Genomic DNA, 15071 nt, shown 5'->3' with positions numbered 1-15071 from the left:
GGGGCGGGGCGTCCCACATCGGCTGAGAGGGTGGGGTGTCCCATGCCGCTGGAGGCGGAGGGGCGTCCCAGGAAGCGGGGGCCGGTTCGACGGGAGCAGGAAGCGGGAACCCCTGGGTCGCCTCGGGATCGGCGGGAGGGGCCCAGTGCTTCTGGGGCGCGCCGTCGTCCGGTGTGCCGTCGGGATACGACCGGATGATCCCCGGATCGGTCGGGGGGCCCTCCGCGAGGTGCGGCACGACGCCGGGCACCGTCGGGTCAGCGGCAGGCCCGAAGCCGACGCCGGAATGAGGACCGGAGTCGGAACCGGCGGTGGAGCCGACGCGGGAATGAGGACCCGAGTCGGAACCGACGCCGGAGCCGACGCGGGAATGAGGACCCGAGTCGGAACCGACGCCGGAGCCGGGACCGGAGTCGTGACCGAGGGTGGAGTCGGGACCGGGGGCGGGGTCGGGGTTCGCGTCCTGTGGGTCTGCGGCTTCCTCGCTGGGGGCGAGGTCGTCGGGAAGCGGCGTGGAACGGGGGGTTCGCTGGGTGGACTCGGTGTCCGAGAGGTCGGGCAGCGCGTGCGCAGGCGTGGCGGAGGGCAGCGTGTGGTCCGGGGCGGTCTCCGTGGAGTGCTCGCCCTGAGGTTCGCCGCTCGCGGGCGCGGCGGGTGGCCGGTGGCCGGGCGCGGGGGTGGCGACCGGATGGGCGGGGGTGAACGTCGGCGGGTCGGGGGCCGGTAGCGGCTCCCAGGACAGCGGCGCGCCGGACGGCTCCGAGGAAGGAGCCGGCGAGATGGGCGCGGGCTCCCACGACGGCGCAGGTGTCTCCGCCGAGGGGGAGGGCTCCCCCGAGCGCACGGCGGAAGGTCCGGAGAGCCGTGGCTCGGTGGAGGGGCCACTCCCCTCGGGGGCGGTGAGGGGTGGCTCCCAGGCAAGGGGTTCTGCCGGCGGGGGCTCCTCGAGAGGGGATCCGGCCGGGGAAGGGGTGGTCGAGGATGAGGCGGGGGCGCGGGCCAGGTCGGCGAAGGCGCCGGCGACCGCTTCGGCCGAGGGGCGGGCCGCAGGGTCGGGGTGGAGCATGTCGGTCAGGAGGGGGCCGAGCGGTCCGCCGATGGGCCGGCCCTGCTCAGGAGGGCGACCCTCGAGGCCGAAGTGCAGCGTCGCGGCCAGTGACCACAGGTCGGCCGCGGGTCCCACCGACGCGGGGCGGAACGGGGTGGAGACACCGAACCCCGTCAGTACGGCCCGTCCCGTGGGCGTGAGGACGACGGTGGACGGCTGGATGTCGCCGTGCACGACCCCCACCCCGTGCACCGCGCGCAGCGCCGAGATGAGGTGCACCGCGATACGGGCGACCTGCACGGGCGGAAGAGGGTGACGTTCGAGGACCGTCTGCTCGAGGGAGGGGCCCTGGGGAAGGTCGACGACCAGCCAGGGGCGCCCGTCCTCGACGATCACCTCGTGGACCGCCTCGATCGAGGCGTGGCCGAGCCCTGTCACGAGTCCGACCTCACGGCCGACCGCGCCGCACAGGTCCCTGCGGGCGGCGGGGTCGGGCGGGAGCCGCACCTCCCTGATTCCGACGTCGCGGCGCATGAGGTCGTCGGCGGCGAGCCAGAGCGATCCGTTGCCCAGGGTGTTCAGCAGCCGATAGCGTCCGGCCAGCCGGCGTTGGCCGTTCATCGTGGTTTCTCCGTCCAACCGCGTGCAGCGAGACAGCACGATAGCGGTTTGTGGTGAATTGCCACCATCATCGCTGGCGGGTGAAGGTGGCGCGGTAGGCGGTCGGGGTGAGTCCCGCCCTGGTGGTGAGGTGCTTGCGCAGGGAGTCGGCGCTGCCCAGTCCGCTGCGCTCGGCGACCTGGTCCATGGGCAGGTCGGTGGTCTCCAGGAGCTCGCGGGCGCGGTCGACGCGCTGGTGGAGCAGCCACTGCAGCGGGCTGAGCCCGGTCTCGGCGTGGAAGCGCCTGGTCAGGGTGCGGACGCTGGTGCTGGCGTGGGCGGCCAGATCCTTGAGCGTCAGCGGCCTGTCGAGCCTGGCGAGCGCCCACGCGCGGGTGGCGGCGAGCGAGGTGCCCCGCTCGGGAGGCAGCGGGGTCTCGATGAACTGCGCCTGGCCGCCTGGCCGTACGGGGGAGACGACGGCGAGCCTGGCGGCGGCGTTGGCGGCGGCGGCGCCGAAGTCGAGCCGCACCAGGTGGAGGCACAGGTCGATGGCGGCGGCCGCCCCCGCTGAGGTGAAGACGCCGTCGTCCTCGACGTAGAGGACGTCGGGGCGGACGTTGACGGACGGGTAGCGCGCGGCCAGGTCCCCGGTCAGCCCCCAGTGGGTGGTGGCGTCGCGGCCGTCGAGCAGTCCGGCCTGGGCGAGCACGAACGCGCCGGTGCAGAGGGAGGCGATGCGCGCGCCCTCGGCGTGGGCGGTGCGGAGCGCGTCGAGCGTGCGGGGGTCGGCGTCGCCGCCTCCGCTGCCGACGGCGATCACGGTGTCGGCGCCCTTCACCAGGCCGAGGCCGTCGGGGACGTGGATCTGCGGGCCGCCGATGGTGTCGAGCCTGCCCGGTACGGCGGTGCAGACCCCGATCTCGTAGCCGGACGCGTCGCCGAAGACCATGTGCGGAATCGACACGTCGAAGCTCATGACGGGCGGGGTGATGACGACCGCGATCCGATGCATGGCCAGATCCTCCGGATGGTTGGCATTCAGGCCACTATCGCATGCCGTACCGGAAAGCCAGGGTGGCGGTATGCAGAAATTTCATGTGATCACGGGCGCTGCGGCGACCGCCAGCCGTACGGCCATGCTGCTCGCGGAGGACGGCGAGCGGGTGCGCATCGTCAGCCGCAAGGGAACGGGGCCCGAGCATCCGCTCATCGAGAGGGTCGCGGCGGACGCGACCGACACCGCCGAGCTGACCAGGCTCCTCGACGGCGCGGACACGCTGATCAACTGCGCCGCCCCCGCCTACCACCTGTGGCCCTCGCACTTCCCCGCGCTGGCCGGTTCGCTGCTGGAGGCGGTGAAGCGGACGGGCGTTTCCTACGTGATGCTCGGCAACCTGTACGGCTACGGCCTCGTCGACGGCCCGATCACCCCCGGCCTGCCGCTGCTGGCGAAGGGCCCCAAGGGCAGGGTCAGGGCCGCGATGTGGGAGGAGGCGGTGTCGTCCGGCGCACGGGTGACCGAGGTGCGGGCGGCACAGTTCTACGGCAGGGACGTGGTGTCGGAGTTCAACCTGCTGGTCCAGCCACAGGTGCTCTCTGGCGCGCTCGCCCTCGTCCCCTCGGAGCTGGACGTGCCGCACAGCTTCGCGGCCATCGGCGACGTCGCCCGCACGCTGGTCGCCGCCACCAGGGACGAGCGGGTGTGGGGCCGGGCGTGGCACGTGCCTGTGTCGACGCTCTCGGTACGGGCTTTGGCGGCCAGGCTGGCCGACGTCGCAGGCGCGCCCGCGCCGAGGCTCGAGCCCATGACGGAGAGGGAGCTCGCACTGCTCGCGTTCACCGACCCGTTCTGGGCCGAGCTGCGAGAGGTCCTGCACACGCCGGGGCTGCCCTACGTGGTGGACTACTCCGAGACCGAGGAGGTGCTCGGGGTCAAGCCCTCGCCCGTGGACGAGGTGCTCGCCGAGGCCGTCCAGGCCGCGTGAGCCCTGGACACCTTGTCCCAGAGCAGCGCCCGCTCGTCCGCGTCGAACCTCAGCCCGAAGACGTCCGCGAGCGCCTGGAAGTAGTCGGCTGAGGTCTCCATGGTCGTGGCGCGGTTGTCGGCCCCCAGCCTGGTGAGCGACAGCCCGCGCATGATGTCGACGCCCGTGGCGTCGCGGCGGGCCACGGTGGCCACCCTGACGAACCCGGACTCAGGAGAGGTCGTCAGGTGCCTGTGCATCTGGTCGAAGGCCGACATCGGCGCCGGCTCCATGCCGAAGTCCATGCCGGCGAAGGAGCCGCGGGGGTCGTGGTCGAAGTGCCAGCCGCCGGGGGCCACGGTCGAGGGGCGCAGGCCGTACTCGAAGGGCCCCTGGCGGTAGCGGCCCTCGACCAGGGGGAGCGGCTCGTGGAGAGCGTCGCCGAGCCCGAGATCCACCATCCAGTCGCCTTCGGACAGGCGCACGGTGAGAACCAGGTGGTTGGCGGAGATCGACGGTTCGGCGCCACGCATGTGCACGCCGCCGACATGCCTGGTCACCTGGTAGCCGAGCGCCTCGAGCAGCAGGGAGAAGGCGCCGTTGAGGTGGTAGCAGTACCCTCCGCGCCCGCGGACGATCCGCGCGGCGGACTCGGCCGGATCGACGGTGGTCGGGCGGTCGAGCCAGATCTCCAGCGCCTCGTACGGCACGCGCTCGATGTGCGCGACGTGCAGCGCCTTCAGCTGGTCGAGTGAGGGAGGGGCGGCCTCGAGACCGAGCCTGCGCAGGTAGGCGGAGATGTCCATGTGCACCAAATATGCACGACTGAGGCAGTGTCGTCTGCACACGCCCCTTCTAGGCTTCGGTCCGTGGCAGATCAGCGACGGATCCTCGTGGTCGAGGATGACGAGACGATCGCGCTGGCCGTGCGCAACAGGCTGGCAGCGGAGGGCTTCGACGTGCGCGTCGCGAGCGACGGCGAGGCGGCGCTCGTCGCCTACGGCAGGGCGGAGCCCGACCTGGTGATCCTCGACCGGCTGCTGCCAGGCCTCGACGGCCTGGAGGTGTGCCGCAGGATGCAGGCGGCCAGGCCGGTGCCCGTGCTGATGCTGACCGCGCTCGGCGAGGAGACCGACGTGCTGGTCGGGCTCGGCGTGGGCGCCGACGACTATCTCGCCAAGCCGTTCAGCATGCGGGAGCTGGTCGCGAGGATCCACGCCCTGCTGCGGCGGGTGGAGCGGGCGGCCCAGCTGGCCGTCGAGGACACCGTGATCAGGGTGGGCGAGGTCGAGATCGACACCGCCGCCCGCAGGGTGTTCGTGCGCGGCACGGAGGCGCAGCTGACCCGCACGGAGTTCGACCTCCTGCGCCGCCTGGCCGAGCGGCCAGGACAGGTCTTCGAGCGCGACAGGCTGCTGTCCGACGTCTGGGGCTTCTCCGAGGCGGCGGCCACCAGGACCGTGGACAGCCACGTGCGGGCGCTGCGCCGCAAGCTCGGACCCGACGTGGTGCGCACGGTGCACGGGGTGGGCTACGCGCTGGTGCGCCGATGAGACCGCTCGACTTCCTTGGGCGCATCAAGGTCAAGCTGGGCATCGTCATCGTCCTGGCGGTGGGCACGGCCTTCGTGGTCAACGAGGTGGGCCTCAACGCTGGCGCCTCGCGCGAGGTGAGGATCGCCGTGGCGAGCATCCTCGCGCTGATCATGGTGCAGGTGCTGGCGCACGGCATGACCAAGCCGCTGCGCCAGCTCGCCTCGGCCGCCCAGACCATCGCCAAGGGCCACTACACGTTGCGCGTGCGCGCCTCGTCGCGGGACGAGGTGGGGGAGCTGGCCAGGGCGTTCAACGCGATGGCCGCCGACCTCGGCGAGGTCGACAGGCAGCGCCGCGAGCTGGTCGCCAACGTCTCCCACGAGCTGCGCACCCCGATCACGGGGCTGCGCGCGGTGCTGGAGAACGTGGTCGACGGCGTCTCGGCCGCCGACCCCGTCACGTTGGGGACGGCGCTGGCCCAGACCGAGCGCCTCGGCCGCCTCGTCGCCCAGCTCCTCGACCTGTCACGCCTCGACTCGGGGGTGCGCCATCTGGAGGCCGAGCCGGTCACGCTGGAGCCGCTGCTCCAGCAGGCCGCCCGCGAGGCCGCCCTGGCCAGGGACGACGTGACGATCACCTACACCTGCGCGAAGGGGCTGGTCGCGGGCGCCGACCCTGACCTGCTCGCGCAGGTGCTGGCCAACCTGCTCGACAACGCCGTACGGCACAGCCCGAGCGCAGGCGTGGTGACGCTGTCGGCCTCCTCCCACGGTCAGGGAGTGCGCCTCGTGGTGGCCGACAGGGGCCCCGGAATCCCCCAGGCCGCGCGAGCGCGGGTCTTCGAACGCTTCTCCAGGCTGGACTCGGCGCGTGCGGCGGACGCCGGCGGATCGGGGCTCGGCCTGGCGATCGTGAAGGAGATCGTCGAACTGCACGGTGGATCCATTCGCATCGACGACGGCGCGGGGTGCCGCATGATCGTCGACCTTCCAGAGAGGATCACGATGGAACCGGACATGGCGCGGCTAGGGGTGACGGGTCCCCCTCGGGCCGCCGAGATCACCGAGGCCGCCGAGGTCGCCGAGGTCGCGGGGGTCGCGGAGGTCGCCGCGGTCGGGGAGGCCGCCGAGGAGGCGGTCGCCGAACCGGGGGAGCGGGAGGTGCGGGAAGCGGCCGCGCCGCCCGAGCAACGCGCGCGCGAGGACGTTCATGCGCCTCAGCGGCTCCCCGGCCACCTGGCGCCGCCGCAGCCCGCGGGAGTGGCGAGGGGCGCGGTGATGCTGTGGACCCTGGTCGGGCTCGCGGTCGGCTTCCTCATCGGGCTCTTCCTGGCCTTCTTCATCGGGCTGCTCTTCGGCACCGCGGCCGGCATCATCATCATGTTGATGTCCAGCGCGGGAGGGGCCGCCATCGGCTCGGCCATCGGTGCGGGCCGGCCGCAGGGAGCCCCTTACCAGCCGCCGCCTTACCCTCAGGCGCCCTATCCGCCGGCGTCCCACCAGCCCGCGTCATATCAACACGTGTCCCATCAACCCCCATCCCCCCAGCGGGCGCCCCATCCGCCCGCGTCCCACCAGCCCGCGTCCCACCAGCGGGCGCCCTATCCGCCGACTCCCGTTCTTGTGGCGGGCGCCGCTGAGGCCGCCTCCAGGACCCGCGAGATGGGCGGTCCCGCCGGCCCGCATCACCAGCCGCCGCAGGGTCCGCGGCCGCCCGCGCCGCCGTACGTGCCGCCGCCGCTGTTCCCCCGCCCCGACGTGCCCGACAGCCCGCGCTGGCTGCTGCCCGCCGTGCTCGGGGTGGGCGTCTTCGCGGCGGTGGCGTTGCCGGACGCCATGCCGGGACTCGGCCTGGCGCTGGTCGCCCTGGTGCTGGGCGCGGCCACGCTGCCCGCGGCCCTGCGCAGGGTGACTCCGTGGACCGCCGCCTACGCCCTGACCGCCTACGGCCTGGTCGCGATGGTCGCGGTCAGGGACGCGGACTGGCTGGTCGTCCCGCTGCTCGGCGGGGCCTTCGGCCTGGGCGCGCTGGCCGTCTCGGGCGCGGGCCGCGGCTGGCTGGCGCTGATCAGGGGCGGCATCTCGATCGTGCTCGCGCTGCTTCCCGTTCCGTGGTTCCTCGCGGGCCCGATGAAGACGTTCGTGGGACGGCGGCGCGTCATGCCGCTGCTTGCGGGGCTCGGCATCACCGCCGTGCTGCTGGTGGTCTTCGGCATCCTGTTCGCCTCGGCGGACAAGGTCTTCGCCTCCTTCGTCGACCGCCTGTTCACCGCCCCCGACTGGGCGGAGGCGCTGCCGCTGCGGATCTTCGTCTTCGTGCTCTTCGCCGCGCTGGCGGCCGCGGCGGTGCTGGTGGCGATGCGTCCTGTCTCCGACCCCGTCAGCCCGTCGTTCAGGACCCGCCTGAACCGCAGCCTGTGGGTGGTGCCGCTGACCGGGCTGAACCTGCTGTTCGCCGCCTTCGTCGCGGTCCAGGTCACCGCGCTGTTCGGCAGCAGCGCCTGGGTCATGCGCACCACGGGCCTCACCTACGCCGACTACGCCAGGCAGGGCTTCTTCCAGCTCATGGTGGTCAGCGTGTTCGTGCTCGGCATCGTCGCCGTGGCCACCAGCGTGGTGAAGGCCGAGCGCGGGGACCGATGGGCGCTGGCGATCCTGCTGGGCGTGCTGTGCGCCTTCACCCTGGTCATCCTGGTCTCGGCGATGCACCGCCTCGACCTCTACACCGACGCCTACGGCCTGTCGCGCCTGCGCGCCTCGGTCGCCGCGACCGTCTGGTGGCTCGGCGCGGTGTTCGCCACGGTCCTGGTGGCGGGCGCCGTACGGCTGGCGGGGTTCGGCTCGGCCTGGCTGCCGAGGACGGTCGTCCTGCTGACGGGCGCGGGCCTGCTGTCGTTCGCCGTGTGGAACCCCGACCTCCAGGTCGCGAGAACGCAGGTCGACATCAGGGGTGTGGAGCGCATCGACCAGGACTACGTCGGCGACCTCGGCGCGGAGGCCGTTCCCGAGCTGGACAGGCTGCCCGAGCCGCTGCGCAGCTGCGTCCTGGCCGACGTGGTCAAGAACAACGGCCTGGCCGAGGCCGACTCGTGGAACGGCTGGAACCTGGCCAGGGCGCAGGCCCGCGACCTGCTCGCCCTGCACCCCGTCGTGCCGCAGCCGGCCTGCGAGGGGCGCTCCAGGCAGGAGTGAGCGCCTACGGCACCCAGTGGTCGGCGAGAGCGGCGACGGCGAAGGGCGCGACGAAGGCCGGCCCGCGCCGGGGGCGGCGTCGGCGGAGCGCACCAGTGGTTGAATCTTCGTGTGACGTTCGACGTGGTCATCAGTGGCGGGCGGGTGCTCGACGGCACCGGGGCTCCGGCGTTCAGGGCGGACATCGGGATCACCGGGGAGCGGATCACCGCGGTCGGGCGGCTCGAGGGGGCCGACGCGGCGCAGGTGATCGACGCGTCGGGGCGCTTCGTCGCGCCGGGATTCATCGACTGCCACGCCCACGGCGACGCCCTGGTCTTCGACCCCGAGGTGCAGCTGGCGGCGCTGCGCCAGGGGGTGACCACGTTCGTCCTCGGTCAGGACGGCCTGTCCTACGCGCCGGGCTCGGCGGCCACCGTGAACTACGCCACCCGCTACTTCGCCGCGGTCAACGGCGTGCACCCCCTTCTCGACGGGGCGGCGAGCGTCGCCGACCTGCTGGCCGGATACGACAGGGCGACCGCGCTCAACACCGCCTACCTGCTCCCGCACGGCACCATCCGCTACGACGTGATGGGCGCCTCGCCCGACGCCGCCTCGGCGAGCGAGCTGACCCAGATGCTCGCCCACGTGGAGAAGGGCCTGGCCGACGGCGCGGTCGGGCTGTCGAGCGGGCTGGAGTACCTCCCGGGGCGCAACGCCTCCTCCGCCGAGCTCGCGGCGCTGTGCCGGCCGCTGGGCGCGCTGCCGTACGTCACGCACATGCGCGCCTACGGCACCGGCGCGGGGGTCGGGATGGCCGAGGTGGTGGAGATCGCCAGGTCGTCGGGGGCCGCGATGCACGTCTCCCACCTGCACGGGCCCGCGGACGTCCTGCTCCCGCTGGTGGAGTCGGCGCTCGCCCACGGCGTCGACCTGAGCTTCGACACCTATCCCTACCTGCGCGGCAGCACCATCCTCGCGATGATCGTGCTGCCGCCGCAGGTGCCCGCCGCCGAGGTCGACAGGGCGCTCGACGTCCTCGAGTCCTCCTCCCTGGCCGACTGGTGGCCCACGCTGGACGGCCTGTGGCCCCGCCTGACCGTCTCGCACGCGCCAGGCGAGGAGTGGGCCGAGGGGCTGACCATCGTGGAGGCCGCGGGGCGCAAGGGCGTCTCGCCGTCGGAGTTCTGCCGCAGGCTGCTGGTGGACACCAGGCTGGAGGCCGGCTGCGTGGTCGGCCGTCCTGACGAGGGGCCCGAGGGCGAGGAGTCGGTGCGGCGCGTGCTGCGCCACCCCGCGCACACCGGCGGCTCCGACGGCATCTACGTGGGCGGGCACCCGCACCCCCGCGGCTGGGGCGCCTTCGCCAGGTTCCTCGGCACCCACGTGCGCGAGCTGGGGGACTGGACCTGGGAGGAGGCGGTCGTACATCTCGCCTCGCACCCGGCCAGGCGCTTCGGGCTGGGCGACCGCGGCCTCCTGCGCCAGGGGCTCGCCGCGGACGTGGTCGTGATCGACCCCGTGAAGGTGGCCGACCTGGCCACCTACGCCGCGCCGCGCACCCCCGCGACCGGGATCTCCGAGGTGCTGGTGTCGGGGGTGCGCGTGCTGTCGGACGGCGCGCTGACCGGCCGTACGCCAGGGCGAGCCCTGCGCCCCACCTCCTGAGCGCGCGCCCGGTAGGGTCGGTGCGGTGAAAGGGATTCGGTCAGGGGCGAAAGTCCTCGGACAGCACGTGTTCGGCGGGGCGTTCAGCTTCCCGTTGATGGTCGTGAAGCGCGACGCGCTCGAGCACAACATCGCCACGATGGCCGCCTTCACCCGCGACCACGGCATGCTCTTCGCGCCCCACGCCAAGACCCACATGTCCCCCGAGATCGCCGGAATGCAGCTCGACGCGGGCGCATGGGGGATGACGGTCGCCACGCCGAGCCAGGCGATGATCGTGCGCGGCTTCGGGGTCTCCAGGATCATCGTCGCCAACCAGGTCGTCGACCCCGCCGGCCTCGACTGGGCCGCGGCGGAGCTGGCGGCCGACCCCTCCTTCGAGTTCCTCAGCTTCGTCGACTCGCGCGCGGGCGTGGACCTGCTCGCGAAGCACGCGGGCGCGCGGCCCTTCAGGGTGCTGGTGGAGATGGGTCACGAAGGCGGCAGGGCCGGGTGCAGGACCTTCCAGGACCTGCTCGACCTGGCCGACCACGTGCGGCAGGTCGAGGGCGTCGAGCCTGCCGGGGTGGCGGGCTACGAGGGCTCGCTGAAGACGGCCCAGGACGTCAGGAAGTACCTGGCGATCCTGCAGAACGCGGCCGAGCACCTGCGCGCCCCCATCCTGAGCGTCGGCGGCAGCCAGTGGTTCGACGTGATCGGCCGTGAGCTGGTCACCACCCAGGCCCAGGTCATCCTGCGCAGCGGCGCCTACGTCTCCCACGACGACGGCTACTACCGCGAGCGCACGCCCTTCAACCGCATCCAGGGCTCGCTCGAGCCCGCCTTCGAGATCTGGGCGCACGTGCTGTCGACGCCCGAGCCTGGGCTGGCGATCGTCGGCATGGGCAAGCGCGACGCCCCCTTCGACGAGGGCCTGCCGATCCCCAGGCGCGAGGGTCTGACGGTGGTGAGGATGCAGGACCAGCACACGATCGTGCGCGGCTCGCTCGAGGTGGGCGAGCTGGTCGCCTTCGGCATCTCGCACCCGTGCACCGCCTTCGACAAGTGGCGCGTGCTGCCGCTGGTCGACGCTGACTACACCGTTGTCGGAACGATCAACACCCACTTCTAGGAGATCCGGTGAAGAAGGAACTCAGGACCACCGAAGGCGCCGCTCCCGTCGGCGCCTACTCGCAGGGCCTCGTGGTCGGCGACTTCGTCTACACCTCGGGCATGGGGCCGCTCGACCCCGAGACCGGCGAGATCGTCGGCGACGACATCGAGACCCAGACCCACCAGGTCATGCGCAACCTCGGCGCGATCCTGGCCGCCCACGGGCTCGGCTTCGACGACGTGGTCAAGTCGACCGTCCACCTGCAGCACCTCAAGCGCGACTTCCCGGCCTACAACGAGGTCTACAAGTCGTACTTCAGCCAGCCGTACCCCGTCAGGACCACGGTCGGCTCCGAGCTGATGAACATCCTCGTGGAGATCGACTTCGTGGCTCACAAGAGCGTCTAGGGTTCCGTTGTGGACAGCTCCGTGTACGTCTTCGCCGAGGATCTCCGCAGCGAGGGCAGGGAAAAGGTACTCGACAGGCTTCGCGGCTACGGCGTGGGCGGCGTGACCGTCGGCGTCGTGCACCACCGCACCCGCGACGTCACCCCCCACGGGCTGTCCAGGCTCACCCTGAGGCACGACGGAGCGCACTTCCCCCTGCCCGAGGACCTGTTCGGCGAGCTGCGCCTGCAGCCCGCCCCCGGCTACCTCGACGTGCTCGACGGCATGCGCGAGGCCTGCTCCTCGCGCGGCATGAAGTTCCACGGCTGGACGGTGTTCCTGCGCAACGAGGCGATCGGCGTCGCCCATCCCGACGTGACCGTGCGCAACTGCTTCGGCGACAGGGGCTACCCCACCGACCTGTGCCCCGCCCACCCCGACGTACGGCTCTACGCCGTCGCGCTGGCCAGGGCGGTGGCCAGGCTGGGCGTCGACAGCGTCGTGGCCGAGTCGCTGCACTACCGCCCGCTCAAGGCCGAGCGCTCGTTCGTCCCGCTCGGCCCCATGGACGCCTACCTCATGGCGCTGTGCTTCTGCGACTACTGCATGCGCAGGGCCGACGACCTGGGCGTCAACGCCGAGGTGGCCCGCGACGAGTGCTCGCGCATTGTCGGGGCCGTGCTCGACGGCGAGCAGCCCGCCCAGGGCGAGGTCACCAGGGCGGCGCTGACCGCCTACGCGGGCCCCGACGTCGTCAACTACGCCCGCGCCCGCTCCGAGACCGTCACCTCGCTGGTCTCGGAGGTGTCGGCCGCGGTCGCGGCCGAGGGCTCGCAGCTCACCTTCATCGACGCCACCGGCGCGGTCAAGGGCTACAAGCACGGCCTGCCCTCTCCGGGGCTGGCCGCGCACGACGCCTGGCAGCTCGGCGTCGACCTGGTCGCGCTGGGCGACCTCGTGCCCTCCTTCGGCGTCCTCGCCTACGCCCGCGACGCGGCGAGGGTCGCCGACGACGTGGCCGCCTACCTGCGCTCGGTCGGCAAGGACCGCGAGGTGCGGGCCGTCGTGCGGCCAGGCCACCCCGACAGCGACACCGCCGACAGGCTCATCGCGAAGGTCCGCGGCGCCAAGGCCGCCGGTGCCGCCGCCGTCGACTTCTACGCCTACGGCCTGGTGCCGTACCTGACGCTGGACCGCATCCCCTCCGCGCTCAGCTGAGGCTCCCGAGCAGCATCGGCAGCGCGCGCTCCAGCTCCCTCGTCCAGTACGGCCAGCGGTGCGTGCCAGGTCCGTAGAGGTTCGCGGTGACCTTCACCCCCGCCGCCTCGGCGGCCCTGACGAACGCGCGGTTCTCGGCCTCGATGAACGCCTCGCCGCCGTCCCTGGGAGTGTTCCTGGCGTCGAGCGGGCCTGGCTCGCCGTTGCCGCACGAGACGTGGACGGGGATGTCCCTGAGCTGTCGCACCAGCGCGGTGGGGTTGTGCTCGGCGATGCGGTCGCCCCAGAGTTTCCGGGGGTCGTCGCCCGACTGGTCAGTGAGGTACTCGACGTCCTCCCTGCTCACGTTGACCAGGCCGGAGAAGGAGGCGGCGGCCCTGAACATGCCGGGGTGGCGCGCGGCGTAGGAGAGCGCGCCGAACCCGCCCATCGACAGGCCCGCGATGGCCCGCCTGCCGGTGCCGCCGTAGCGCCGCTCGACGAGATGGCGCAGCTCGGTCAGGTGAAAGGTCTCCCACTGCGGGCCGTCCAGCCAGTCGCTGTAGAAGCCCGCGTATCCCGCCTCCGGCATGACGACGATGGCCTGGGCGTCCCTGGTGACCTCGTCGGCTCGGCCGTCGCTCACCCAGGCGGGGCCCCCGCGCCTGCAGCAGCCGTCCAGGAGGTAGAGGACGGGCCAGCGGGTGCCGGGCCGCCAGGCGGTGGGCAGCAGGAGCTCGACCTTGGCGGCGGCCTTGAGCGCGGGGGAGTCGACGGTCAGCCTGACCAGCCGCCCTGCCCGTTCCTCGTCGAGGACGGCGAGCCCTCCTGGCTGTGTGCTAGCAACCCCGGCGCTCGGCTCGGCGGCGGTCGCGGTCGCGTCCGGCCGTTGCGACTGGGACTGGGCGGTCGCCGTCGGCCGCTCCGACTGCGGCTGGGCGCTCGCCGTCGTCTGTTGCGACCGCGGCTGGGCGGTCGCCGTCGGCCGCTCCGACTGCGCCTGGGTGGTCGCGCAGGAGGTGGCGGTGAGTGCGGCCAGGAGCAGGGCGGCGAGCAGACTACGGGTCACCGCGCCAGGGTGTCACCCCTCTCCTCCGCTGCCCACCCCTCCTACGCCGCGTCTCCGCCTTCGCTGCCCACCCCGTCGAGGACGGCGGAGACGGCCCGCCTGGCGAAGCCCGCCTCCACCGGCAGCCCCCTGAAGATCGCCCGTACCCACACCGCCCCCGCCAGCAGGTCGAGCACCATCAGGGGGTCGGCCGTCGCGGCTGGCTCGCCCCTCACCCGCGCCCGCTCGAAGATCTCCTGCTCGCGCGCGAACCTGTCGGCGAAGAAGGCGCCGATGTTCAGCTCGGGATGGTGGACCGCGGCGCCCAGCGCGGCCACCGCGATGTCACTGGACGGCGGGCTGGTCAGCAGCGCGATCACCCCCTCCACCAGCGCCTCGAGGTCGCCACGCAGCGTGCCGGTGTCGGGCGGGTCGAAGGCCAGCGCGTCGGCCTCCATCAGGGCGGCCGCCAGCAGCGCGGGCTTGGAAGGCCACCAGCGGTAGATGGTGGTCTTGTTGACGCCGGAGAGTTCGGCGACCCCCTCGATGGTCAGGCTCTCGTAGCCGCGCCGAGCCAGCAGGGCGAGGGTGGCGTCGAAGATCTCCTGCTGCTTGCGAGGTGCCATGCGGGCGATGCTAGCAACGCACCGTTGCGTGGCACCCGTACGGTCAGACGGCGCGGCGCCCGGTGAAGGCGGTGGCGATGCCGAGCCCGATGTAGACGATCCCGCTGAAGTAGCGCAACTGCTTGGCGCGCTTGGCCAGCCGTCCGCTCAGCGCTCCCGCCGTGAACGCGTACACGATGTCCGACAGCAGCCCCAGCACCAGCAGCGTCGCGCCGAACAGCACGATCTGCGTCGTGGGCGAGCCCGCCTTCGGATCGACGAACTGCGGCAGCAGCGCGAGGAAGAACAGGATGACCTTCGGGTTCAGCACGTTCACCAGCACGCCTTCGAGGAAGACCTTCCCCAGCGGCTGCGGCACGGCCGTACGGGTGGTGAGCTCGTCCTTGCTGGTCAGCGTGCGCACCCCGAGATACACCAGGTACGCCACCCCCGCCCACTTCACCACCCCGAACAGCGTGGCCGACTGGGCGATCAGGAACGACAGCCCGCCCGCCGCCGCGACGATGTGCACGAGGGTCCCCGCCTCCACCCCGAACGCGCTGGCCAGCCCCGCTGCCCTGCCCTGGGCCAGCCCGCGCGCGGCGATGTAGAGGTGGTTGGGCCCCGGGATGAGGACCAGCGTGAGCGTGGCGGCGAGGAAGAGGAGCATGGGGGCAACGGTAGGCAGGGTTTGGTCCTGGTATGGAGTCCAATGCGTGGCGACTTTCCCGGTCCAATCGGAATGTCGCCC

The 15071-nt window shown here is 72.6% G+C and carries 12 protein-coding genes and 1 pseudogene; 7 read left to right on the top strand and 6 right to left on the bottom strand.

The genetic code is table 11. From position 1 onward, the window contains the following. Positions 1–1198: 1198 nt before the first annotated feature. Positions 1199–1582: pseudogene (locus ABFX55_RS50015) on the bottom strand (protein kinase domain-containing protein); the annotation flags it as partial. A 154-nt stretch (positions 1583–1736) separates the two neighbouring features. Then, on the bottom strand, positions 1737–2663 hold the full coding sequence (locus ABFX55_RS29105) for a GlxA family transcriptional regulator (protein WP_346125938.1): 927 nt from the start codon (positions 2661–2663) through the stop codon (positions 1737–1739). Between the two features lie 70 nt (positions 2664–2733). Here ABFX55_RS29105 and ABFX55_RS29100 point away from each other — a divergent pair, with 70 nt between their 5' ends. Next, the gene (locus tag ABFX55_RS29100; protein ID WP_346125937.1) at positions 2734–3636 is read left to right on the top strand and encodes an NAD-dependent epimerase/dehydratase family protein; all 903 of its coding nucleotides are present in this window, start codon (positions 2734–2736) and stop codon (positions 3634–3636) included. Here ABFX55_RS29100 and ABFX55_RS29095 read toward each other — a convergent pair. Next, on the bottom strand, positions 3555–4421 hold the full coding sequence (locus ABFX55_RS29095; RefSeq protein ID WP_346125936.1) for an arylamine N-acetyltransferase family protein: 867 nt from the start codon (positions 4419–4421) through the stop codon (positions 3555–3557). The two genes, ABFX55_RS29100 and ABFX55_RS29095, sit on opposite strands and share 82 nt — an antisense overlap. Positions 4422–4484: 63 nt before the next feature. On the opposite strand from ABFX55_RS29095, the gene ABFX55_RS29090 reads away from it, so the two are divergent. From ABFX55_RS29090 to ABFX55_RS29065, 6 genes are all read left to right on the top strand, one after another. Next, positions 4485–5168, top strand: a complete 684-nt coding sequence (locus tag ABFX55_RS29090; RefSeq protein ID WP_183649694.1) for a response regulator transcription factor — start codon at positions 4485–4487, stop codon at positions 5166–5168. After that, a complete protein-coding gene (locus ABFX55_RS29085; RefSeq protein WP_346125935.1) occupies positions 5165–8341 on the top strand; it encodes a DUF4153 domain-containing protein in 3177 nt (1058 codons plus the stop codon). Before ABFX55_RS29090 ends, ABFX55_RS29085 begins: the two co-directional genes overlap by 4 nt. A 111-nt stretch (positions 8342–8452) precedes the next feature. Continuing rightward, positions 8453–9991 carry an N-acyl-D-amino-acid deacylase family protein gene (locus tag ABFX55_RS29080; protein WP_346125934.1) on the top strand — a complete coding sequence of 513 codons (1539 nt, stop codon included), beginning with the start codon at positions 8453–8455 and terminating at the stop codon, positions 9989–9991. A gap of 25 nt (positions 9992–10016) precedes the next feature. Then, positions 10017–11102, top strand: coding sequence for an alanine racemase (locus tag ABFX55_RS29075; RefSeq protein ID WP_346125933.1), 1086 nt, complete (start codon positions 10017–10019; stop codon positions 11100–11102). 8 nt (positions 11103–11110) lie between these two features. Then, on the top strand, positions 11111–11491 hold the full coding sequence (locus ABFX55_RS29070; protein WP_183649686.1) for a RidA family protein: 381 nt from the start codon (positions 11111–11113) through the stop codon (positions 11489–11491). A 9-nt stretch (positions 11492–11500) separates the two neighbouring features. Further along, positions 11501–12688, top strand: coding sequence for a hypothetical protein (locus ABFX55_RS29065; RefSeq protein WP_346125932.1), 1188 nt, complete (start codon positions 11501–11503; stop codon positions 12686–12688). Here ABFX55_RS29065 and ABFX55_RS29060 read toward each other — a convergent pair. Genes ABFX55_RS29060 through ABFX55_RS29050 form a run of 3 tightly spaced genes read right to left on the bottom strand, consistent with a single transcriptional unit; the run spans position 12681 to position 14990 of the window. Beyond that, entirely contained in the window at positions 12681–13736 is a 1056-nt protein-coding gene (locus ABFX55_RS29060) for an alpha/beta hydrolase (RefSeq protein ID WP_346125931.1), read from the bottom strand. The two genes, ABFX55_RS29065 and ABFX55_RS29060, sit on opposite strands and share 8 nt — an antisense overlap. Positions 13737–13777: 41 nt before the next feature. After that, complete coding sequence (locus tag ABFX55_RS29055) at positions 13778–14341, bottom strand: TetR/AcrR family transcriptional regulator (RefSeq protein ID WP_346125930.1); 564 nt, start codon at positions 14339–14341, stop codon at positions 13778–13780. 43 nt (positions 14342–14384) lie between these two features. Continuing rightward, positions 14385–14990, bottom strand: a complete 606-nt coding sequence (locus ABFX55_RS29050; protein WP_346125929.1) for a LysE family translocator — start codon at positions 14988–14990, stop codon at positions 14385–14387. Between the last annotated feature and the right edge of the window lie 81 nt (positions 14991–15071).

The sequence above is a fragment of the Nonomuraea roseola genome, from assembly GCF_039535395.1.
GTDB lineage: Bacteria > Actinomycetota > Actinomycetes > Streptosporangiales > Streptosporangiaceae > Nonomuraea > Nonomuraea roseola.
The sequence above is the reverse complement of the archived record's forward strand: the minus strand, read 5'-3'. Positions and strand labels throughout refer to the sequence as shown.